This window comes from Rhizobium sp. BK602 (assembly GCF_014195095.1).
GTDB lineage: Bacteria > Pseudomonadota > Alphaproteobacteria > Rhizobiales > Rhizobiaceae > Rhizobium.
The window spans coordinates 1-21,039 of the sequence record NZ_JACIBC010000008.1 but is presented as its reverse complement, the minus strand read 5'-3'; the positions used below and the strand labels follow the sequence as shown (position 1 = coordinate 21,039).

Here is a 21,039-nt window from a genome sequence, read left to right as displayed (position 1 = left end):
CGACTGTCCGTCCCGATATTAACCCTCTTGCCCGAAACCGCTTGGCTTTTCGGCCGCGATTAAGCTCTTTTTAACCGTCCGTTGCGCAGCCTCGCATGCTGATCGAGGGATGGCGCCTGCGTGCGCCCGAGTGCTGCGATTTACGCAGCCCAAGGATCGAGGGCGGATCGATGACATCGGTGGTTTCCGATATTCAGACACAGAAGCCGGGCGGGCCGCTGATCGTGCACGTCGTGCGTCAGTTCCTGCCGAACAAGGGCGGGCTGGAGGATGTGGTCGCCAATCTCTGCCGGCAGCTGACCGGCCGCGGTTATCGCGTCCGCGTCATCACCTGCGACAGCCTGTTCTCCGATCCCGCCCGGAAACTGGCGGCGAACGAGACCATCGACGGCATCGAGATCGTCCGCATCCCCTGGTCCGGCTCGAGCCGCTATCCGCTGGCGCCGCAGGTGTTCCGGCATATCGCCGATGCCGACCTGATCCATGTTCATGCCGTCGATTTCTTCTTCGACGCACTCGCCTGGGGCAAGCTGTTTCACGGCCGCCCGATGGTCGCCACCACCCATGGCGGCTTCTTCCACACGCCGAAATACGCCGCCATCAAGAAGGTCTGGTTCAAGACGCTGACGCGGCTTTCGGCGCTCGCCTATGCCGATCTCGTCTGCTGCAGCCGCTCGGACGAGCGACTGTTCTCCGGCATTGCCGGCCGCCGCGCCCGCCTGATCGAGAACGGCGCCGATGTCGGCAAATTCGCCAATTGCGCCGCCCTCGAGGCCCGCCGCCGCATCGTCACCATCGGCCGCTTCTCGGTCAACAAGCGGCTCGACCGCATGCTCGACGTGATGAAGGTTTTGGCCGGACGCGATGCCGACTGGCATCTCGACGTGATCGGCGCCGTCTCCGATCTCGATCAGGCGACGTTGGAAAAAGAGATCGCCGCCCGCGATCTCGGCCGCCATGTGTCGCTGCATGTCTCGATCGACAATGCCGCCATCCGCAATATCGTCGCCCGAGCCTCGTTGTTTGCGTCCGCTTCGGAATATGAGGGCTTCGGCCTCGTCGCGATCGAGGCGATGAGCGCCGGCCTTTTGCCGGTGCTGCATACCAACGATGCCTACAAGGCGCTCGCCGAGACCCATCCGCGGCTGATCCTATCGGATTTCGCCGATCCGCAAGCCGCGGCCGATGCCCTGACCGTCGCTTTCGAGCGCCTTGAGGCCGACGATCTCAGCCTGCGGGAAGAGCTGCTGCGCGATGCCCGCGCCTATGCGTGGGAAGAGGTGGCGCAGCGCTATATGGACGTCTACGCCGAAGCCATGACCCCCAGGGGCAGGCAGCATCAGCCCCTGCGCCAGCGCGGCCAGGTGGCATAGCCTTCCAGAATGCCGATCAGCCAGGCATGCTTGCAGCGCGCCTGATCGGGATTGAATCGCACCAGCGCCAATAGCCAGCCGGCAATGGGCCGGCAGAGACGATAGCCGACATAGAGAAACGGAAAATCCTGCTTGCGCATCAGGGCGCCGAAGCCGCGGCCGTATTTGCGCGCCCGCTCGACCTGCCGAGGCCCATGGTCGCCGGTGACCTGGTCGTGATGGACGACGAGATCCGGAAAGAAGGTCAGCCGCTTGCCGGCCGCCAGCGCACGCAGCAGAAAATCCGCCTCCTCGCCGCTCTGGAACGGCGAGTCCGCCCCGACGCCGAGATTTTCGTCGAAGCCGCCTATGTCGGCCAGCGCGGCGCGACGCACGAAGATGCTGTTGGAATTGCCGCATCGCAGATAGTTCCAGCGCGTGACCGGCATCGAACCCGATCCGGTCGGGCTGAGCGACACCCGATCTTGCGCATCGAAGGTGCGGCCGGTGACGATGGAAAGCTCCGGATGCGCGACAAACAGCCGCACGGCCGTCTCGATCGTATCGGGCCTGTACCAGCAATCATCGTCGGGAAAACCGATATAGTCGCCATTGGCGGCGGCCATTCCATTGTTGCGCGCCCGCGAAAGTCCCTTGGCCGAACGAATATGCCGAATGGTCAGGCTGGTCGAAAACTGCTCGATCAGGCTCACGAGCCTGTCGTCCCCGTTCTGGTCGACCAGGATCACCTCGAAATCCCCGAGCCGCTGACGGGTCAGCGACAGGAACAGCCGCTCCAGCTGATCGAAGCGATCGATCGTACAGACGACCAGGCTGAACAACGAGAACCCTCCGGGGGAAGCGGGCACGCAGCCAATATCAGCGGGATTGAATATTAGCCAAAGTAGAAACGAAACTTACAATAGGAATAAACCGTAAATATTAAGGCATATGAAATAGAGCAGGCGTTATTTGCATGAAGATGCGGATCTTTGCAGTCAATGTCCGCGAGTTGGGAAACGGTAGTCTTCATGACGATGACGAAGAGCATCATGGCGAACTCGGCATTGAACGCGGCGGCGGGACTGACGCTGCTCGCGACCGGTTTTGTCTCCTCGATCATCGCCGCCCGCCTGCTCGGCCCCGAGGCCAACGGCATCATCGCTTTCTCGCTCTGGCTGACGATGACGGGCGCTCTGATCGCCGAACTCGGCACCGGCGTCACGCTGCTGCGCATCCTGCCGCAATTGAAGGTGCAGGGCTATTCGGCCGAGGAACGGCGCGGCTTCGCCGCCTATCTCGTGCTGCCGACGATCCTGTCGACCTTCGCCCTGCTTGCCGGCTATCTCGCCTATTACCGGGAAGTCGAACAGCTGCACTGGGCTGGCGGCACATCCGCCATCATCACCATTACCGGCATTTTCTTCGTTCTCCAGTCGCTCGGCGCCTACAGCAAGAATTTTCTGATCGGCGAGCAGGAGCTTGGCGCCTTCTTCCGCATGACGCTGGTCAGCTCGGCGCTGCAGCTCGGCGCCGTGCTCCTTGGCGCGGTCTTCTTCGGCGTCAGCGGCGCATTGGCCGGCTATGCGCTCGGCCAGCTGCCGATGTTCTTCTCGACGCTGAAGATCGCTACCGCGCGCCGCAACAGCTGCGGTGTCAGCCGCAGCTATCTCGTCAATTCCTCGCTCATCCTGTCGATCGAGCTGATCAACAGCTCGATCTTCCTCAACCGCATCGAGCTCTTGTTCCTGCAGCATTACTGGGGCATCGAGGCGGTCGGCTTCTATGCCGTCGGCCTGTCGCTCGCCAATCTCGCGCTGCAGCTTCCCGTGCAATTGAGCGGCAGCCTGCTGCCCTATTATTCCGAGCAGATGCATGCGCAAGCCTCCGACAGGCTGCCGATCCGCGTCTTCGAGGGCGTGGCACGCAGCATCTCCTACATCACCCTGCCGATGAGTTTCGGCCTCGCGGCGATCGCACCCGAGCTGGTGATCGCCATCTTCGGCAAGCCCTTCGGCCCGAGCGGCGGCACGGTGGCATTGCTGGCGCTGACGGCGGCGCCCTATGTCTTCATGCAGATCTGCACGCAATATCTCTATTCCATCGGCCGCATTCGCCAGCGCACCGTCATCGGTGCCATCGCTAGCGCCGTCATGATCTTCGGCTGCCTGGTCACCGTGCCTTTCTATGGCGGCGAAGGGGCGGCACTGGTGCGGCTGCTGGCCTTTACCGTCATGTGCCTGCTGATGGTGCGCCACATGGAGTTTGAAGGCTCGATGCGCGGCATGTTCATCAACCTCGCCAAGGTGACGACGGCCGCCGTGCTCTGCGCCGCCGCGGCCTATGGCTTCATTCATGTCCTGCCGGGCACGCCGGGCCTTGCCGGCGCTATCATCGCCGGTGTCCTGGTCTATGGCCTGACGCTCAGGCTGCTGAATGCCGTGCCGCCGGAGGATATCGCCGTATTGCAAAGGATCGCGACGCGCCTGCCGCGACGGGTGCATCCGATTGCCATTCATGCACTGGCGCTGCTGACACCGCACCGAACGTGAGGAGAATGCCCATGGCTGGTTGGGGAGCCGCCGAATACGAAGAGACATCCAGGGAGATCACGGCCGCCGCCATGCCGGTGACCTTCGCCGGCACCGTCGGCCTGTTCATGCCCGCCGCCGCGCCGGCAAGCGCGACGGCCGTCTTGTTCCTCAGCCCCTGGGGCTTCGAGGAAATGTGCACGCGCAAATTCTGGCGCATCCTGGCGGAAGACTTCGCCAAGGCCGGCATTGCCAGCCTGCGCTTCGACTATGCCGGCACCGGCGATGCGCTGGACATTGCCGATCCCGGCGAAGGGCTGACGCCCTGGGAAGATACGGCGCTCGCCGCCGCCGCCATGCTGCGCTGCCTCTCCGGCTGCGAACGGCTGGTTCTCGTAAGCCAGGGCCTCGGAAGCGCCGTCGCCCTCCAGGTCGCCGAGCGCCTGCGGCCTGTCGACGGCATCGCCCTGCTCGCACCGACGATCTCCGGCCGCGCCTATCTGCGCGAACTCACCGTGTGGTCGAAGATGATCGACGAGGGCATGGGCCTTGCGGATGGGCAATACCAGACCGACGGGATCGCGATCGCCAGCCTGCGGATGCCCGACGGCATTGCTGCCGCCGTCCGCAAACTCAACCTGATGGCGCTTGCCGATGTCGGCGCGCCGAACTGCCTTGTCCTGACCCGGCCCGGCCGGCCGGGCGATGCCGACTTCGCTGCGCATCTGCGCACCCTCGGCCCTCATGTCGAGCACGCCATCTATGAAGGCTACGACGCGCTGGTGTCGAACCCGACCGTCGCCGCCATGCCGCTCGAGACCGGTCACGGCATTCTGCAATGGCTGCAATCGATCGCCGCGAAACCCGCCACGGCATCGCGCAAAATTCTCCGCGCCCCTCGCGCCGATGCACTGGAGGGCGACGACTTTAGCGAAACGCCCCTGCGCTTCGGGCAAGGAGATCGCCTGTTCGGCATTCTCTGCGAACCGATCGGCGCGCGAAAGGGTGCAACGGCGCTGCTGCTCACCACGGCCTATGACCGCCATGCCGGATGGGGCCGCATGTCGGTCAGCATGGCGCGGTCGCTCGCCCGCGACGGCATCGCCTCGCTGCGCTTCGACACGGCCAATGTCGCCGACAGCCCGCCGCGCCCGGACGCTCCCGACCAGGTGCTCTATTCGCGCGACCAGCATCTGGACGTCGGCGCCGCCCTCGATCTGCTGGAATCCCGAAAGCTGCTGCCCGCCTTCGCCGTCGGCCGCTGCAGTGGCGGCTATCTTGCCTTTCAGACGGCCCTTCACGACGACCGCTGCCATGGTCTGATCACCGTCAATCCCTACGCCTTCGTCTGGGACGAAGCCCTGTCCGTCGACGAGGCCCTGCGCTTCGTGCCGCGATCGCTCGAGACCTATGGCCAGAAATTCCTGCAGCTGGAAACGCTGAAGCGGCTCTATGATGGTCAGATCGATGCCCGCAGCGCGGCGCGCAATATCGTCACGGCGCTGGCACGGCGTGCCGTGCGGCTGGGCCGCCCGCTGCTCGGCACCCTTCCCTTCTTCGCCGGTGAGCACGAGATCGTGATGAACGGCTTCCGTGCGCTCTCCAAACGCAATGTCGACCAGACGCTGATCTACAGCGCCCATGACATCGGCCTCGATCATTTCCGCGAACATTTCGGCGAGGACGGCACCGGCCTGGCGGCCATTCCCGGCACCCGCCTCGTCATCATCCCCGATGCCGATCACAATCTGACGCCACCACATGCGCGCGAAGCCTATTTGCGGGAAGTGCGGGAGATGGGATTGCGGCTCGGCGGGCGATAAAACCCGTGGCGCCCTCTGAGTATATCGAAGAGGCCGAACAGCCCAAAACACTCGCAATATCCAGCACTTGCTGTATAGTCGCGCCATGAGGCTCCTGATCGTCGAAGACAATCGCGAATTGGCGTCCTGGCTCGGCAAGGCGCTGCGTCAGGCGCAATATGCCGTCGACATCGCCTATGACGGCGAGGATGCCGAACATATGCTCAAAGTGGCGGGCTACGCCGTCGTCATTCTCGATCTCTCCCTGCCGAAAATCGACGGATTGACGCTGTTGAAGCGGCTGCGCCAGGCCGGCAACAAGGTGCCGGTCATCATCCTGACGGCCAATGCCAGCCTGGATGGTCGCATCACCGGGCTGGACAGCGGCGCCGACGACTATCTCGCCAAACCCTTCGAAATCGCCGAGCTGGAAGCACGCATCCGCGCCGCTGTCCGCCGCGGCCATGATCGCGCCGCGCCGGAGATCGCCGTCGGCGACCTGCTGTTCGATGGCGGCACGCGGCAGTTCTTCCTGGCCGGCGAAATGCTGGCGCTGACGCCGCGCGAACATGCCGTGCTCGAGCATCTCGTCATGAAGGCCGGCACCACCGTCACCAAGACGGCGCTGTCGGAAAGCGTCTTCGGCTTCGACGACCTCGCCGACACCAGCGCCATCGAAATCTACGTGCACCGCGTCCGCAAGAAACTCGAAGGCAGCGCCGTGCAGATCGCCACGCTACGCGGCCTCGGTTATCTGCTCCGCCATGCGCAATGACGAGAGCCTCCCCCCGCAAGGACGCCTTCGAGGCGCGATAGCGCGGCTGACCTCAAGCCTGCGGGCGCAGCTCTTCGCCTGGGTGGTGCTGACGCTGATCGGCGCGATCTGCATCAATCTCTATCTCAGCTTCCGCTCGGCCGACATCACCGCCGATCTCATCACCGACCATACGCTGCTCGCCTCGGCCCGGGTGATCGCCGAGGCCGTGCACGTCGATCCCGGCGGCACCGTGCAGGTCGACATCCCGCCCGCCGCCCTGGAAATGTTCGACACCGGCTATGGCGACCGCGTCTTCTACCAGGTTGTGACAGCCTGGGGGAATCTCATCGCCGGCTATCCGGGCCTGCCGCAGCCAAGGCGGCAGCAGGTCGGCGAGGATGCGGTCTTTCGCAGCGATTACGTGCGGCTGATGCTGCTCAACCACCCGATCGTCGGACTCGGCGAGGACAGCACGATCTCCGTCACTGTCGCCGTCACCCACAACAGCCAATACGCCATGCGCCGCCGGCTGTGGCTGTCCGATTTCGCCAAGCAGCTCGGGCTGGTGCTGATCGCCGGACTGGTGACCATCGTCGGCCTGCAGCGCGGCCTTGCGCCCGTGCTGCGGCTGCGCGACGCCGTGCGCGAACGAGGCCGCCAGCGTCTCGACCCGCTGGAGCCCGATATGGTGCAGAGCGAATTGCGGCCGCTGGTCCACGCCCTCAACGACCACATGGAGCGCGTGCAGAACCAGATGGCGGCGCAGCGCCGCTTCGTCTCCAACGCCGCCCATCAGCTACGCACGCCGCTTGCCTTGATCTCGACGCAGGCAAGCGTGGCGGCGCGCGAGAACGACAATGCCAGGCGCGACGAGGCGCTGCAGGCGCTGCGTTCCAGCACGCGGCAGGTAACGCGGCTGGCAAGCCAGCTCCTCACCCTGTCACGGGCCGAACCCGGCAGCCGCCGGCCGCGCAACGACACGATCGATCTCGTCGCCACCGCCCGGCGCGTCCTGGAGACGCTGGCTGAGGAGGCGCTGCGGCACGACATCGATCTCGGGCTGGAAGCCGGCGATGCGCCCGTGCATGTCGAGGGCGACGGCTTGATGCTGCGCGAAATGCTGGTCAACCTCGTCGACAATGCCCTGCGCTATACGCCCGCGGGCGGCCGGGTCACGGTCGGCGTCGGGCGCAACGGCGACGATGCCCTGCTGTGGGTGGAGGATAGTGGTCCCGGCATTCCGGAGGCCGAGCGCGCCCAGGTCTTCGAGCGCTTCTACCGCATCATCGGCACGGAGCCGGAGGGCAGCGGCCTCGGGCTCGCCATCGTCCGCGAAGTCGTCGACGGCGCCGGCGGCTCGGTCACGCTCGGCGACGCGGCCGAGGGCGGCCTACTGGTCACCGTGAAACTGCCGGCGGTCTGATCGTTTTCAAACCGCCGGCAATCGCGATGAGGCGGACCGTTATCCCGCCGCCCGAAGCTGGACTTCGCCCCTGTTCAGGAAGAATGTCTTGTCGAACAGGGTCAGATCCAGCGGATTCGGCAAGCGGACATCCGCAAGATCCGGATAGGCTTTCGCCGATGTTTCGTAGGATCGGTCGATCTGGGAGATGAAGATCATGATCAGCCCTTTCTCGCGCGCGAAGGCTTTCAATGCCCGGACCTGAGCCATCAATTCCGGTTTCTGCCTGTCCTGGTCGAGGATCTGCAGATAGTCGACGACGACAAGCGTTCCCCCGGGCGCCGATGCCAGCCTCTCGATAATATAGTCGGCGCTGATCGCGTCGGAGGTATCGAACGCGAACAGACCCTTGAAATGTTCGAAGGTCGCGCCGATCGCCTCGAAGCGGCTCTGAATATCCCTTTCGGTATATTCCAGCGTGAAGAAGATGCCGCGATTGCCGGCTTTCATGGCTTCGACGGCGAGCCTGAGGCTCATCAGGGTCTTGCCGTGGCGCGGACGGGCGCCAAGAAGCACCAGGTCGCCAAGATTGAGCCGCGAAAATATCTCGCCGGCAGGGGTGATCTCCTCGGTCCGCGTCGCCAACAGGCTCCAGCCGCGGAAGCCCTCCTCGGCGGCTATGCGATCAAGTGCCTGATGCAGCGGGATGTTCTGCGCACGCGACATCAGCCGCGCCTTGCGCTTCAGTCGATAAAGTGGGGCGGAAAGCCTCATGTCAAAAACCTCCTATTGCGAGCTGCGATCGCAATCCCTCCTTATGCTTGGCGCCCGAACAGTCGGTTCGATGATCGATGAGCCCTGCATGAACGATACTTTCCCGACGGAGGGGGGAGGCATGGGCCTTGCCGGAGATGGAACATAGACTGATTCTCGCCCGGCGGAAATCGGCACTCGCCGGCATCGTCTCCATTCGCGTCCGCAAGGCGTCGACGCCGGGCTTCGAAACGCAAAAGGCCGGGCGAAACGCCCGGCCTTGGCCTTGGGAGGCGCCGGAAAACCGGCTGGCTTATTGCACGTCCATGCTCTGCTGCGGACGCCAGCGGGTGATGCGGTTTTCGACCAGCGTCATCACATATTCGGCGCCGAGCGTGACCACCATCACCAGGATGATCGCGGCATAGAGGCCGGCGGCGTCGTAAGTGCCCTTGGCGATCGAGATCAGGTAACCGATACCGGCCAGCGAACCGACGAACTCGCCGACGATGGCGCCGATGATCGCGAAGGAGAAGGAGATGTGCAGGCTTGCGAAAATCCAGCTCATCGCCGACGGCAGGATGACGTTGCGGGTGACCTGCCAGTTCGAAGCCCCGAGGATGCGGGCATTGGCGATCATGTTGCGGTCGGCCTCGCGCACGCCCTGGAAGGCGTTGGCGAACACGACGAAGAACACCATGATGAAGGCGAGCGCCACCTTGGACGGCAGGCCGAGACCCATGATCATCACGAAGATCGGCGCGAGAACGACGCGCGGGATCGAGTTGATCGCCTTGATGTAGATCGACAGGATGTCGGAAGCGAGCTTGTTGCGGCCGAGCGCGACGCCGACGAGAACGCCGGTGACCGAGCCGATGACGAAGCCGATCAGCGCTTCTTCCATCGTGACGCCGAGATGGTACCAGAGCGAGCCGCTCTCGGTGCCCTCGGTGATCCATTCATAGAGCCTGTAACCGATGCCGGTCGGGCTGGAATAGAAGAACGGGTCGATCCAGTGCAGGTCCGAGGCAAGCTGCCAGAGACCGAGGATGGCGACCAGGATGGCCACCTGCCAGAACAACACGACATACTTGCGCCGCGAGATCGCCTTCAAGGCCGCCGCTTCGATTTCCGCATCCGAGGTGCCGGCGCGGAAGATCGGAGCATTGCCTGCTTCGAGAGCTGTGTTTGCCATGATCAATCCTCCCTTATGCCGCTTCCGCGGCACGGCGATAGCTGGTTTCGACCTCTTCGCGCAGGTCGTCCCAGATCGTCTTGCAATAATCGATGAAGTTCTGCTCGTAACGGATCTCCGAGACGACGCGCGGGCGCGGCAGGTCGATCGTGTAGACCGATTTCACCGTCGCGGGGCCGGCGGTCAGCACATAGACCTTGTCGGCCAAGGCGACAGCTTCTTCGAGATCGTGCGTGACGAAGACCACCGAAGCCTGGCGCTCGGCCCACAGCTTCAGGAGCTCTTCATGCATGACCGTGCGGGTCTGCACGTCGAGCGCCGAGAAGGGCTCGTCCATCAAGAGGATTTCCGGCTCGTTGATGAAGGTCTGCGCCAGCGAGACGCGCTTGCGCATGCCGCCCGAGAGCTGGTGCGGATAGTGATGCAGGAACTTCGAAAGGCCGACGCGGGCAAGCCAGTCCTTGGCGCTCTTTTCCGCCTCGGCCTTCGACTTGCCACGGAACAGCGGGCCGGACATGACGTTGTCGATGACGTTCTTCCAGGGGAAGAGCGCATCCGTCTGGAAGGCGAAGCCGACGCGCGGATCGATGCCGCTGACCGGACCGCCCATCAGGCGGACCTCGCCGGCGCTCGGCTTGGCGAGGCCGGTGACGAGATTGAGGGTCGTCGACTTGCCGCAGCCGGTCGGGCCGACGACGGCGACGAATTCGCCGCGCTCGACGGTCATGTTGAATTCGCGCAGTGCGGTCAGCGACTTGCCGGTCGGCGATACGAAACGGCGGCTGACATTGATGAGCTCGATCGCCGGTGTGCGGCGTTCATCCTGTTGCATGGTGCTGATCCTGACGCGTGCCTTCGGGGCGTGCACGCAAAGCCCAGTGAACTGCAAAGTCTCTTGAACGGCCGCTTCCGGAACCCGCCGGAAGCGGCGCTACGATTGCTTACTTGACGTTCTTGACGAATTCCGTCGTGTAGGTCTTCGACAGGTCGATCGTCTTACCCTTGACGTTCTTGGAGAACTCGGAGAGCACGGCGAGAACGGTCTTCGGACCATCTTCCGGCATCACGCCATCCGGCGTGAACATTTCCTTGCCGGCGTCGAGAGCCTTGATGTAGCCGTCCTTGTCGCCGACGTAGAAATCCTTCGGCATCTTGTCGGCGATCTCGGCGCCCGAATGGGTATTGATGAAGCGCAGCGTCTTGACGAAGGCGTTCGCCAGCTTCTGCACCTCTTCCTTATGGGCGTCGACCCAGGCCGCGTCCATATAGAGCGAGGCTGCCGGATAGGTGCCGCCGAGCGCGTCCTCGGTGCCCTTGACGGTGCGCAGATCGACGAGAATCTTGGCTTCGCCAGTTTTCATGAGGCGGGAGATCGTCGGCTCGGTGGTCATGCCCACCTGGATGGCGTCCTGCTGCATGGCGGCGATGAAGGTCTGGCCGGCGCCGACCGGAACCGGCGTGACGTCAGCCGGCGACAGGCCGGCCTTCGATGCCATGTAGAGCGTCAGGAAGTTGGTGGACGAGCCGAGGCCGGTGACGCCGGCGCGCTTGCCCTTCAGGTCGGCGAAGGACTTGATGTCCGGATATTTGGCCGAGACCAGCTCCACTTCGCCCGGAGCGCGGCTGAACTGCACCACGGACTTGATGAACTTGCCCTTGGCCTGCAGGTCGACACAATGGTCGTAGAAGCCGACGACACCCTGGACGGCACCGGCCAACAGCTGGTTTTCGGCGTCGACGCCGGCGGATTCGTTCAGAAGCTCGACGTCGAGGCCTTCATCCTTGAAGTAGCCGAGGGATTCGGCGAGCTTGGCCGGCAGATAGATCTGCTTTTCGTAGCCGCCCACCATGATCGAGATCTTGTCGGCGGCATGCGCCGCAGACGCGCCGAGGGATGCGGCCGTCATGACGAGGGAAAGGGCTACGGTATGAAAAAACGTGCGCGATGAACGCATGAATGTCTCCTCCTGTTCGGATGCCTGCGTCACATGATCGTCGCACGGCATATGCTTCCTCCACGAAGCTGAGCAAGCCTAGCGCGGCCAACCTTTCAGTCAGCTTTCAATGAAAAATCCCGCCGGGCGGCAGTGCCGATTTTGTTTTCCGCGCCACCGCGACCAACGCTCCGCCGAAGATTCATCACACGTCATATCCTTGATACCCTTGGCGAAACGTTCTTGGCGCCTATCTAAGACAGCCATCGCCGTGAATCGGGACGAACCATGAAAGCAATAGCTGCAGCCCTTCTTCTTCTGACGACGGTCGTCGGCCCGGCTCAGGCTATTTCCCATTACGATTCGCTTGGACGCAGCTGCGCATCCGTCCAGGAGATCGTTTCGAGGGAGCGGGCGGTGCTGCTGCGTTATCCCTCGAAAAACAGGAATTTAACCCTTTATGACCGTTATGTGTCCGGCAACGGCCAGTGCGGCACTGGCCAGTATGCAGCGCGCACAAGCATTCCGACCAAGGATAATCCAACATGCCCCGTCTACAACTGCAGATCGTCTTCCGTCTTCAACCCTCACTGACGCAAGCCTTCTTTTCTGCCGTTTGCCGCGGCGCGATATCGAGGAAAGAGGCCGCCACCAAGAACTTTTAGTTGAATTTCGCCAGCATTTAATACACACTGAGCGGGCAGACATGGGGACATGTTCCTTGCCTCCTCCCCGGGCATCTGTAGGTGGCGTCCGCTGGGTCCCCCGTTCAAAATGAGGAGATTTCACAGTGAGTGCAAAAGTACCAAATCCGATTGACGCCTATGTCGGCTCGCGCGTGAGAATGCGCAGGCTCATGCTCGGCATGAGCCAGGAGCGGCTTGCCGATCAAATCGGCGTGACTTTCCAGCAGGTGCAGAAATACGAGAAGGGCACCAATCGCATCGGCGCCAGCCGGCTGCAGGCGATCGCCAGCGTTCTGGCGGTTCCGGTCGCCTTCTTCTTCCAGCAGGACAATTCGCAGCCGTTGACGACGGAAGGCCTCGGCGCGATCAATGGCCTCGAAGACCTTTCCGACTTCCTGACCTCCAAGGAAGGATTGAGCCTCAACAAGGCTTTCATGAAGATCAATGATCCCGGCATCCGCCAGTCCGTGCTGACGCTCGTCAAATCGCTGGCCAGCACCGCCGAGCCGGTCATCGTGCATGCCACGTCGGCGGCAGAAGTTTCCGTCAGTCTGCGGAACTGACCGCGATGCCTCGTCCGACCCGCACGGGCGAGGCGCGAACACGATCGCGTGAGAAGATTGTTCCCCAAGTCCGTCGATCGCAACGACCGCAACCGTGAAAGCCCCCCGGAACGCCATCCGCCCCACGGATAAGGTTCGTTCCGGCTCATATCTGAGACGACCCAGGCTGCTTGCGGATTTTTCCACCCGCAAGCAGGACACGCAGGTGATTGCCATGAAATTGCAGTCATCGTAATGTAGGGTACCAGATCGGAATGACACCCTGCCGTCACCAACGATAACGGTGATTGCAAGCGACACGGATACGGCGATCGCCATGCCCGTGACGCTGCCGGGTGCAGTTGGGGAAGCATGGATTTCAAGCTGCTGACATTTGGAGACCTGCGTCTTGTCGACGGAACGGGTTCGACCGTGCCTTTTCCGGAAAAGGGCTTGCTGTCGATCTGCTATCTGCTGACCAATGCCTCGCCGCAGAAATCCCGTGCCGAGCTTGCGGAATTTCTCTGGGGCGACATACCGCTGGACAAGGCGCTCGCCAACCTGCGGCAAACATTGTCGCGCGTCAAAAGCCGGCAGGACGAACTCGGCACCGAGCTGCTGCTGATCGGGCCGGCGGCGGTGAGCGTGAAGATCGGGGCCTTTGCCAGCGACCTCTCGCTCGTCAACACCGTCTCGCAAACCGATCCGCACGCGGCACTGGAAGAATTGCTGCAACTCGGCCGCTGGGATTTTCTCGCCCGCACCGAGGTCATCGGCGGCCTTGCGCGCATGTGGCTGCGCACGCAACGCGACCAATTCCGGACGCGAATGCTGACGACGCTGCGCGCTGCCGTCGCCGCCATGGACGAGAAGGACGACGCGACCGTCGTCAAGGAAGCCGCGCTGCGCCTGTTCGAAGCCTATCCCGAGGACGAGGCGGTCTATCAGCTCCTCGGGCAGACCTATGCCGGCGAACCCCAGCTCGAAAGCGCCCGCAATATTTTCGAAAACCGCCGGAAATATCGCTGGGGCGAACTGCCCGTCGATCCCGATCCGCAGACGCTCGGCGTCGCGCGGCGACTATTCGAACGCCAGCGCGGCGTCGAGCCTCAACCCCGGCAGGAGACAAGACCACGCGTCGATATCGTTCCGCCGACATTGCGCGGCCCTCCAAGGCTCACGCTGCTGCCGCCGGTCAACCTGGCGCGAAACCACCAGACGGCCGTCTTTCTCGCCTCGGCGCTGCTGGAGGACATTACGGTCGGGCTTTGCGTGCTGAAGACCGTGACGATGGTGGCGCACTATACGGCGGAAAGGATCGCGCTCGACCTTGATCGCAGCACGATGTTGGAACGACACGACATCAACTATGTGCTGGACACCAGGCTCAGTTTCGACGGCAATGTCTATTGGCTCTTTGCGCAACTGGTCTATGCCGGAAATGACGAAGTCATCTGGGCCGAGCGCTTCAGCATGGAGGCGGGGGACCTTCCCCGCCAACATCGCGAAATCGCACAACGCATCGTCGCGTCCATCGCCGGCTACATCGAACGCAACGAGTTCTCCCGTGATTATTTCGAGCGCAATCCGGAAGCCTATCACCAGTATCTGCTCGGCCAGCGCCACCTGAAACATCTCGACCTGCCGGACATTCGCAGGGCTCGCAAGGCGTTCCAGGCAGCCTTGAAGGAAAATCCTTATTTCTCGCCGGCCCTGAGCGGCGTGGCGCGAACCTATCATCTCGAATGGCTGGTGACGGCGCGGGGCGACGCCAAATTGCTGAATCTGGCGGCGGAAGAAGCCGGAAAAGCAATTGCCACCGGTCAGGAGATCGCAAGCGGATACCATCAATTCGGTGTTGTCAAACTGTACCAGGGAGCCTTTGACGAAAGCGTCGAAGCCTTCAAGCTCGCCGAGACCATCAGCCCGCATCATGCCGACCTGATCGTCGATTATGCCGATACATTGCAGCATGCCTCGAAACCAGCCGAGGCTCTCGAAAAGGTCGAGCAGGCCATCAAGCTCAATCCGCTGAGCCCGGATCTCTATTTCTGGACCGCCGCCGGAGCCAGCTATTCGCTCGAACGCTACGAAGAGGCCAATGCCTATATCGAGCGCATGGCTGACCCCTCGCAGGCAGCCCGGCTCGCGGCAGCCAGCGCCGCCATGGCAGGCAACATGCGCAAAGCCAAATCACTGGTGCGTAAAGTCAAAGAAATATATCCCGATTTTGATATTGATACTTGGCTCTCTATTGTTCCCGTTCGGGAACAATGGCAAAAAGATCATTACCGAGAGGGACTGCGACGCGCAGGTTTTTGAGCAATACATGTATCCATGGAGATTTGAGCATGGCAAATTTCGTCGTAATAGGCATTGCGGGTGATACGCAACTTTACCTGGCCGATCTGAGCGCGGGCACCATTTCTCCGCTCGCTCCGCAACCGGGCAGCGCCCTCTCCACCATCGATCAGTTGCGCAATGCCGGCGCGACGATCACCAGAGGGGTCAATCTGGCCGTCACCGTCGGCAGCGCGGCCGATGCCGCTAGCGGCCGGTTCGATGAGACTCCCGCCAGCACGCGATTCGATGAAGGCGCGGCAAGCGGCAGGTTTGACAATTGACGCCAACCCGGTGAGCGAGGCACCGACGATGAAGGCCCCCCTGGCCGAATTCCTTGGCAGGCATTCGAGCTGGGAGGAGCCTTTGATGCGGCCTCGCTATTCGGACCGTGTTTGCTCCCCCGAGGAGACGTTTCGGCGGATCGAGCCCCATCTTGCAGCTCAAGGCATAACCCGCCTTGGCCGACTGACCGGGCTCGACAAGATTGGTATTCCCGTCTGGCAGGCAATCAGCCCGAATGCCCGCTCGATCGTCATCAACAATGGCAAGGGTATCACCGATCTCGACGCCAAGGTTTCTGCGGCAATGGAAGCGCTGGAGCGCAATATTGCTTGCGCGCCCGCCGTGCCGACCATGACCGTCAGCCGCCGGCAAATGACAGCCGAGGGGCGTTGCACCGATCCCTTGCCCGCGCTCATCGCGCAGGGGCAACGGGATATCGATGACGATGAGGAGATCGCCTGGGCCGAAGGCTATGATCTTCTCACCGGCAAGCCGGCCTGGGTTCCCCTTGCTGCCGTGACGCTTGATCGCACCATTCGCAACCCGCGCTTCTGGCAATCCTCGGACGGGCTTGCCTCCGGCAACAATCTCACCGAGGCCCTGCTACATGGCCTGCTCGAACGCATCGAACGCGATGCCGAGATCCTCTGGGACATCGCCGAACCGGGATTGCGCATGGGCGCCTGCATCGATCCCGCCTCCTTCGCCGATCCGGTGCTGGACGGGTTGATCGCCAAGATCACCTCCGCGGACCTGACGCTGCAGCTCTTCGATATCACCAGCGATATCGGCATACCGGTCTTCGTCGCCCTCCTTGGGCCAGGCGAGATCGCCAACGCAAAACATGTGCGCTATCTCGACGTTACCCTCGGCAGCGGCGCGCATCCGTCGCCGGTGCGGGCAGCGATCCGCGCCGTAACCGAGGCGGCGCAATCGCGGCTGACCTTCATCAGCGGCGCCCGCGACGATATCCGGCCCGAGACCTTCACTCGCCAATTGCCCGACAGCATTCGCCGCTGCTTCGACGCCACGCCGAACATCACCAACAGACCCAAACCGGTCCTGCCGCAAGGCGCCGAGGCCTTGTTGCACCTGACGATCGGCCGCCTGCGCCAGGCGGGCATCGTCTCGGCCATCGCATTGCCGCTCGCCGACCCCTCTCTTCCTTTCGCGGTTGCCAAGCTCGTGGTGCCGCAGCTCGAAAATCCCGCCGGGGAGCGCAAGCGCCGCTTCGGCTATCGCGCCATCTCGAAAACCTTGCAACTGCTATGAAGATCCTGTTCGTCGGCCCCACGCTTCCCGACGCCGCCGAGATCGCCGATCCCGGCATCACGCTTCGCGGGCCGGCGCAGAAGGGCGATATCGTCAAGGCGCTGGAGGACGGCGCCAATGCCATCGGCCTGATCGACGGCTTCTTCGAAAATGTCGCGCCGGTCTGGCACAAGGAAATCCTGTTCGCCCTGTCGCAGGGTGTCCGCGTCTATGGTGCCGCCAGTATGGGCGCCCTGCGCGCCGCCGAATGCGCCGCCTTCGGCATGACTGGCATCGGCCGCATCTTCGAAGCCTATGTTTCCGGGGCGCTTGCCGACGATGCCGCCGTCGCGCAGATCCATGCCCCCGCCGAACTCGGATACCGCCCGCTCAGCGAGCCGTTGGTCAATATCGAGGCGACCTTGCAGGCCTTGGCCGAGACCGGCGCTATCGACGAGGCCGAGCGTGCGGCGTTGCAGGCATCCGCCGAGACCATGTATTTCAAGTCGCTCTCCTACGCTTCGATAACGAAGACCGCCGCTCTGCCGGACCCGGCCCGCCGGCCGGCGATTGCCGCCCTCCTGCGCGCCCACGCCGTCAACCAGAAGCGGATCGACGCGCTTCAGCTGCTGGACGTGCTCGCCGCCTGCCCCGACGCACGGCAAGAGGCCCCGCACGACTGGATCTTCCAGGCCAACAGCCTGTGGCGCTCGGCCTTTCACCGCCTTGAAATTGCGCCGTAAACACGCTGCACAATCTCTCCTCGTGTCACGCAGTATGTCACGCGCCAATGCCGCAGACATGCGGTAGTGTCTGCTCATGTTCCTGGCGCTGAGTTTGAGTACGCCCGGAACAGGGGGCAAAAGGGGCAAGACATGAACGCAATACTTCCTATCGAAACGGCCAATCAGGATTCCGACTCTCTGAAAGAGCTGGCATCCATCGCACGACTGATCACCTACGCGCGTCAGAGCGCCAAGGGCCTGAATGCCGAATTCCCGGTCTGGTGCCTGGATCTCGCACTCGGCGCCGTGCTGCAGGAAATGTACGCAAACGGCCTGCAGACACCGCTCTTTGGCGAGGGGACGGACAAGGCGAGCATAGCCGTCGCGCACTAGGCGCTACAGGCTGCTTTTTCAACCACGGGGGCGGGGCATGCCGGCATGGTCGAAAACCGTGCCGGCATTTGTCCTTGCGGCAAGCGAGACCGGGCTTGAAACGCCGCAGCGCAATTTCAGGAAACGCTGAGCCGCTCTAGCGCGGCCGCACGCCTTTCAGAAAGATCGCGATGCATTGCCGCAAATGCCGCAGGCGGGTCTCGCGGTCCGGCCAGTCGCTTACCCTGCCGGGAAGCGTGATCATCGCACCGAAGATCATGTTCATCAGCATGCGCGCGCCGCTTTCCGCATCGGCGATATCGATCAACCCTTGCCTCTGCTGCAGGCTTAGCCAATCGGCCAGCATCTGGCGCGACTGCTCGGCGCCGCAGGTGCGCAACAGCGCCGCTATCTCTGGAAATTGCTGGGCCTCGCGCAAGGCAAGATGAATGAAGGCCTCGCGGTCGCGTTCCGCCGCCTCGTCGATGTCGATCATGAAGATCTGCTCGAGCACCTCGTCGAGCGGCAGGTTTTCCTGCGGATCGCGCGGCAATGCCAGCATCGAGGCGCGGTGCTCGCCGATGATGGCCATGAAGAGGTCCGCCTTGCTCGCAAACAACCGGTAAAGGGTCTGCTTCGAAATCCGGCAGCGCGCCGCGACCTGATCCATGGTGGTGCCGCCATAGCCGAATTCGTGAAAGGTCGCGCGCGCGGCGGCGATGATCCCGGCACGCCGCGCATCGTCGCTGACCGTCTTCGGGCGGCCACGCGCACGGCGGCCGGCGACCTGATCCGTGCTCCCTACCCCAGCCCCAGCCCCAGCCCCAGCCTCAGTCTGCAGTTGCATCTTGACCTTAACAGCCGAATGAGATTGACATTTAGCACGACGCTAATATTTTCGTACTAGCCGGTACTGTAAATAAGACAATAGGAAATAGCAACGTGGGAAAGATCGTCTCTTCTACCCCTGCATCCGCACGTACAGCGCGAATCACGCGTTTTCCGTCCAACCGGATCTCGCTCCTCGCCGCGGGGATCGCTGCCACGGTGCTGCTGGCCGGCTGCAACGAGCAGAAGTCGGCTCAAACGAACGTCCCGGCCGTCAAGACCGAGGTCAGCGCCATGACGCTGCATCCGCAATCGGTGGCGATCACCGCCGAACTGCCCGGCCGCACCAGTGCCTATCTGGTCGCGGAAGTGCGCCCGCAAGTCGGCGGCATCATTCGCAGCCGCAATTTCAAGGAAGGCAGCGAGGTCAAGGCCGGCGACGTGCTCTACGAAATCGATCCGGCCTCCTATCAGGCATCCTACGACAGCGCCGTTGCCGCCTTGCAGAAGGCGCAGGGCGCGGTGCCGAGCGCGCAATCGAAGGTCGATCGCTATAAGAGCCTCACCGCCCAGGACGCCGTCAGCAAGCAGAATCTCGACGATGCGCTGTCCACTCTGGCGCAGGCCAATGCCGATGTCGCCTCCGCCAAGGCATCGCTGGAAACGGCGCGCATCAATCTCGATTATACCAAGATGCGCGCGCCGATCGGCGGCCGTGTCGACGCCTCGGCGGTGACGGTCGGTGCGCTGGTCACCGCCGACCAGACGACGGCGCTGACCACCATCCGCCAGCTCGATCCGATCAATGTCGATGTCACGCAGTCGAGCACCAACCTGCTCGAATTCCGCCGTGCCATCGCGGAGGGACGGCTGAAGACCAGTGGCGACAATGTCTCCGTGCACCTGACGCTGGAAGACGGCACCCAGTACAAGCAAACCGGTAGGCTCGAATTCGCCGAAGCCGCGGTCGCGGAAACCGTCGGCACCATCACCGTGCGCGCCGTCTTCCCCAATCCGGACCGATTGCTTCTGCCCGGCATGTATGTGCGGGCGACGATCCAGGAAGGCGTTGCCGAAAACAGCTTCCTGGTGCCGCAGCGGGCGGTGACGCGCAACACCAAGGGCGAGCCGACGGCCTTCTTCGTCAATGCCGACGGCAAGGTTCAGCAGCGAGTGCTGAAAGTACAGCGCAGCATCGGCAATAGCTGGCTGGTCAATAGTGGCCTGACCGATGGAGACAGGGTCGTGGTCGAAGGCGTACAGCGCGTGCGCGACGGCCAGGATGTCAACGCCACCGCCGTCACCATCGACGACGCGACCGGTGAGGTGAAGCAGGCAGCGGGCGACGGCAAGCCGGCCGAGCAGGCCGGCCTGGAAAAGACCGATACAAAAGCCGCTTCCGGCACCCAGAAGTGAGGTAAGCGATGTCTCGTTTTTTCATCGACCGGCCGATCTTTGCCTGGGTCATCGCCATCGTCATCATGCTGGCCGGCGCCTTGTCGATCCTGACGCTGTCGATCTCGCAATATCCGCAGATCGCCCCGACCACGGTGAGCATCAACGCGACCTATCCCGGCGCTGATGCCGCGACCGTCGAAAACTCGGTGACCAAGGTCATCGAGCAGGGCATGACCGGCATCGACAATCTCGACTACATGACGTCGACCTCGACCTCGACCGGCCAGGCTTCGATCTCGCTGACCTTCACCAACAAGGCCGATTCCGACGTCGCGCAGATGCAGGTGCAGAACAAGCTGCAGCTTGTAACCGCGCAGCTGCCGCAAACGGTGCAGTCGACGGGCATCACCGTTTCCAAGTCGACCTCGAACTTCCTGATGGTCGTGGGCTTCGTTTCCACCGATGGCAAGCTGAACTCCAACGATCTCGCCGACTATGTTGCCAGCACGCTGAACGACACGCTGAAGCGCATCGAAGGCGTCGGCAACACCCAGATCTTCGGCTCGGGCTATGCCATGCGCATCTGGGTCGATCCCGACAAGCTCGCCAAATACCAGTTGATGGTCAACGACGTCACCACGGCGATCGAGTCTCAGAACTCGCAGGTCTCGGCCGGTCAGCTCGGCGCGCTGCCGCAGCGCAAGGGCCAGCAGCTCAACGCGACGGTCACCGCCAAGAGCCGGCTGCAGACGCCCGAGCAGTTCAACAACATCATCCTGAAAAGCCAGTCCGACGGTTCGCTGGTGCGCCTCAACGATGTCGCCACCGTCGAGCTCGGCGCGGAGAGCTATACCACGTCGAGCACCTATAATGGCCATCCCTCGGC

Annotated in this window: 20 protein-coding genes; 14 read left to right on the top strand and 6 right to left on the bottom strand. The window is 62.9% G+C overall.

The window, feature by feature from the left end; all coding sequences use genetic code 11:
• Positions 1-170 precede the first annotated feature (170 nt).
• The gene (locus FHX11_RS23475) at positions 171-1,373 is read left to right on the top strand and encodes a glycosyltransferase family 4 protein (protein ID WP_184361665.1); all 1,203 of its coding nucleotides are present in this window, start codon (positions 171-173) and stop codon (positions 1,371-1,373) included.
• On the opposite strand, the gene FHX11_RS23470 is transcribed toward FHX11_RS23475, so the two are convergent.
• Positions 1,340-2,194 carry a glycosyltransferase gene (locus tag FHX11_RS23470; protein WP_184361662.1) on the bottom strand — a complete coding sequence of 285 codons (855 nt, stop codon included), beginning with the start codon at positions 2,192-2,194 and terminating at the stop codon, positions 1,340-1,342. The two genes, FHX11_RS23475 and FHX11_RS23470, sit on opposite strands and share 34 nt — an antisense overlap.
• A 189-nt stretch (positions 2,195-2,383) precedes the next feature.
• On the opposite strand from FHX11_RS23470, the gene FHX11_RS23465 reads away from it, so the two are divergent.
• The 4 genes from FHX11_RS23465 (at position 2,384) to FHX11_RS23450 (ending at position 7,865) form a co-directional block, all read left to right on the top strand.
• On the top strand, positions 2,384-3,904 hold the full coding sequence (locus FHX11_RS23465; RefSeq protein ID WP_246781130.1) for a polysaccharide biosynthesis C-terminal domain-containing protein: 1,521 nt from the start codon (positions 2,384-2,386) through the stop codon (positions 3,902-3,904).
• 11 nt (positions 3,905-3,915) lie between these two features.
• Positions 3,916-5,706 (top strand): alpha/beta fold hydrolase, encoded by a 1,791-nt coding sequence (locus tag FHX11_RS23460; RefSeq protein WP_184361659.1) that lies wholly within the window; start codon positions 3,916-3,918, stop codon positions 5,704-5,706.
• 85 nt (positions 5,707-5,791) lie between these two features.
• Entirely contained in the window at positions 5,792-6,460 is a 669-nt protein-coding gene (locus FHX11_RS23455; RefSeq protein WP_184361656.1) for a response regulator, read from the top strand.
• The gene (locus FHX11_RS23450) at positions 6,450-7,865 is read left to right on the top strand and encodes a sensor histidine kinase (protein ID WP_184361654.1); all 1,416 of its coding nucleotides are present in this window, start codon (positions 6,450-6,452) and stop codon (positions 7,863-7,865) included. The genes FHX11_RS23455 and FHX11_RS23450 overlap by 11 nt, the downstream gene beginning before the upstream one ends.
• Positions 7,866-7,904: 39 nt before the next feature.
• On the opposite strand, the gene FHX11_RS23445 is transcribed toward FHX11_RS23450, so the two are convergent.
• The 4 genes from FHX11_RS23445 to FHX11_RS23430 all read right to left on the bottom strand — a co-directional run bounded on the left by FHX11_RS23445 (position 7,905) and on the right by FHX11_RS23430 (position 11,747).
• Entirely contained in the window at positions 7,905-8,618 is a 714-nt protein-coding gene (locus tag FHX11_RS23445; protein ID WP_184361651.1) for a DNA helicase, read from the bottom strand.
• 292 nt (positions 8,619-8,910) lie between these two features.
• On the bottom strand, positions 8,911-9,792 hold the full coding sequence (locus FHX11_RS23440) for an ABC transporter permease (RefSeq protein ID WP_184361648.1): 882 nt from the start codon (positions 9,790-9,792) through the stop codon (positions 8,911-8,913).
• A 13-nt stretch (positions 9,793-9,805) separates the two neighbouring features.
• Positions 9,806-10,624 (bottom strand): ABC transporter ATP-binding protein, encoded by an 819-nt coding sequence (locus FHX11_RS23435; protein WP_184361645.1) that lies wholly within the window; start codon positions 10,622-10,624, stop codon positions 9,806-9,808.
• A gap of 109 nt (positions 10,625-10,733) precedes the next feature.
• The gene (locus FHX11_RS23430; RefSeq protein WP_184361642.1) at positions 10,734-11,747 is read right to left on the bottom strand and encodes an ABC transporter substrate-binding protein; all 1,014 of its coding nucleotides are present in this window, start codon (positions 11,745-11,747) and stop codon (positions 10,734-10,736) included.
• 267 nt (positions 11,748-12,014) lie between these two features.
• Here FHX11_RS23430 and FHX11_RS23425 point away from each other — a divergent pair, with 267 nt between their 5' ends.
• The 7 genes from FHX11_RS23425 (at position 12,015) to FHX11_RS23395 (ending at position 17,948) form a co-directional block, all read left to right on the top strand.
• Entirely contained in the window at positions 12,015-12,320 is a 306-nt protein-coding gene (locus FHX11_RS23425; RefSeq protein WP_184361639.1) for a hypothetical protein, read from the top strand.
• Positions 12,321-12,516: 196 nt separating this feature from the next.
• Positions 12,517-12,975, top strand: a complete 459-nt coding sequence (locus FHX11_RS23420) for a helix-turn-helix transcriptional regulator (RefSeq protein WP_184361636.1) — start codon at positions 12,517-12,519, stop codon at positions 12,973-12,975.
• Between the two features lie 351 nt (positions 12,976-13,326).
• Positions 13,327-15,276, top strand: coding sequence for a DNA-binding protein (locus FHX11_RS23415; RefSeq protein ID WP_184361634.1), 1,950 nt, complete (start codon positions 13,327-13,329; stop codon positions 15,274-15,276).
• Between the two features lie 29 nt (positions 15,277-15,305).
• Complete coding sequence (locus FHX11_RS23410) at positions 15,306-15,578, top strand: hypothetical protein (protein WP_184361631.1); 273 nt, start codon at positions 15,306-15,308, stop codon at positions 15,576-15,578.
• Between the two features lie 85 nt (positions 15,579-15,663).
• Complete coding sequence (locus FHX11_RS23405) at positions 15,664-16,851, top strand: YcaO-like family protein (protein ID WP_184361628.1); 1,188 nt, start codon at positions 15,664-15,666, stop codon at positions 16,849-16,851.
• Positions 16,848-17,573: a TfuA-like protein gene (locus FHX11_RS23400; protein WP_184361623.1), complete on the top strand. Its 726-nt coding sequence runs from the start codon at positions 16,848-16,850 to the stop codon at positions 17,571-17,573. The genes FHX11_RS23405 and FHX11_RS23400 overlap by 4 nt, the downstream gene beginning before the upstream one ends.
• Before the next feature lie 132 nt (positions 17,574-17,705).
• Positions 17,706-17,948, top strand: a complete 243-nt coding sequence (locus FHX11_RS23395) for a hypothetical protein (protein ID WP_184361620.1) — start codon at positions 17,706-17,708, stop codon at positions 17,946-17,948.
• 136 nt (positions 17,949-18,084) lie between these two features.
• Here the strand turns inward: FHX11_RS23395 and FHX11_RS23390 are convergent, their stop codons facing one another.
• Positions 18,085-18,774: a TetR/AcrR family transcriptional regulator gene (locus tag FHX11_RS23390; RefSeq protein WP_184361616.1), complete on the bottom strand. Its 690-nt coding sequence runs from the start codon at positions 18,772-18,774 to the stop codon at positions 18,085-18,087.
• Between the two features lie 104 nt (positions 18,775-18,878).
• On the opposite strand from FHX11_RS23390, the gene FHX11_RS23385 reads away from it, so the two are divergent.
• On the top strand, positions 18,879-20,171 hold the full coding sequence (locus FHX11_RS23385; protein ID WP_348649732.1) for an efflux RND transporter periplasmic adaptor subunit: 1,293 nt from the start codon (positions 18,879-18,881) through the stop codon (positions 20,169-20,171).
• A gap of 8 nt (positions 20,172-20,179) precedes the next feature.
• Positions 20,180-21,039 (top strand): efflux RND transporter permease subunit (locus FHX11_RS23380; RefSeq protein WP_184361613.1); only part of this gene is annotated, 860 nt, incomplete at its 3' end.

What these genes read in the sequence shown, in the direction of transcription:
- FHX11_RS23475 (WP_184361665.1), top strand. Translation starts at nt 171, where the DNA reads ATGACATCGGTGGTTTCCGATATTCAGACACAGAAGCCGGGCGGGCCG.
- FHX11_RS23465 (WP_246781130.1), top strand. Translation starts at nt 2,384, where the DNA reads ATGACGATGACGAAGAGCATCATGGCGAACTCGGCATTGAACGCGGCG.
- FHX11_RS23460 (WP_184361659.1), top strand. Translation starts at nt 3,916, where the DNA reads ATGGCTGGTTGGGGAGCCGCCGAATACGAAGAGACATCCAGGGAGATC.
- FHX11_RS23455 (WP_184361656.1), top strand. Translation starts at nt 5,792, where the DNA reads ATGAGGCTCCTGATCGTCGAAGACAATCGCGAATTGGCGTCCTGGCTC.
- FHX11_RS23450 (WP_184361654.1), top strand. Translation starts at nt 6,450, where the DNA reads ATGCGCAATGACGAGAGCCTCCCCCCGCAAGGACGCCTTCGAGGCGCG.
- FHX11_RS23445 (WP_184361651.1), bottom strand. Translation starts at nt 8,618, where the DNA reads ATGAGGCTTTCCGCCCCACTTTATCGACTGAAGCGCAAGGCGCGGCTG.
- FHX11_RS23440 (WP_184361648.1), bottom strand. Translation starts at nt 9,792, where the DNA reads ATGGCAAACACAGCTCTCGAAGCAGGCAATGCTCCGATCTTCCGCGCC.
- FHX11_RS23435 (WP_184361645.1), bottom strand. Translation starts at nt 10,624, where the DNA reads ATGCAACAGGATGAACGCCGCACACCGGCGATCGAGCTCATCAATGTC.
- FHX11_RS23430 (WP_184361642.1), bottom strand. Translation starts at nt 11,747, where the DNA reads ATGCGTTCATCGCGCACGTTTTTTCATACCGTAGCCCTTTCCCTCGTC.
- FHX11_RS23425 (WP_184361639.1), top strand. Translation starts at nt 12,015, where the DNA reads ATGAAAGCAATAGCTGCAGCCCTTCTTCTTCTGACGACGGTCGTCGGC.
- FHX11_RS23415 (WP_184361634.1), top strand. Translation starts at nt 13,327, where the DNA reads ATGGATTTCAAGCTGCTGACATTTGGAGACCTGCGTCTTGTCGACGGA.
- FHX11_RS23410 (WP_184361631.1), top strand. Translation starts at nt 15,306, where the DNA reads ATGGCAAATTTCGTCGTAATAGGCATTGCGGGTGATACGCAACTTTAC.
- FHX11_RS23405 (WP_184361628.1), top strand. Translation starts at nt 15,664, where the DNA reads ATGCGGCCTCGCTATTCGGACCGTGTTTGCTCCCCCGAGGAGACGTTT.
- FHX11_RS23400 (WP_184361623.1), top strand. Translation starts at nt 16,848, where the DNA reads ATGAAGATCCTGTTCGTCGGCCCCACGCTTCCCGACGCCGCCGAGATC.
- FHX11_RS23395 (WP_184361620.1), top strand. Translation starts at nt 17,706, where the DNA reads ATGAACGCAATACTTCCTATCGAAACGGCCAATCAGGATTCCGACTCT.
- FHX11_RS23390 (WP_184361616.1), bottom strand. Translation starts at nt 18,774, where the DNA reads ATGCAACTGCAGACTGAGGCTGGGGCTGGGGCTGGGGCTGGGGTAGGG.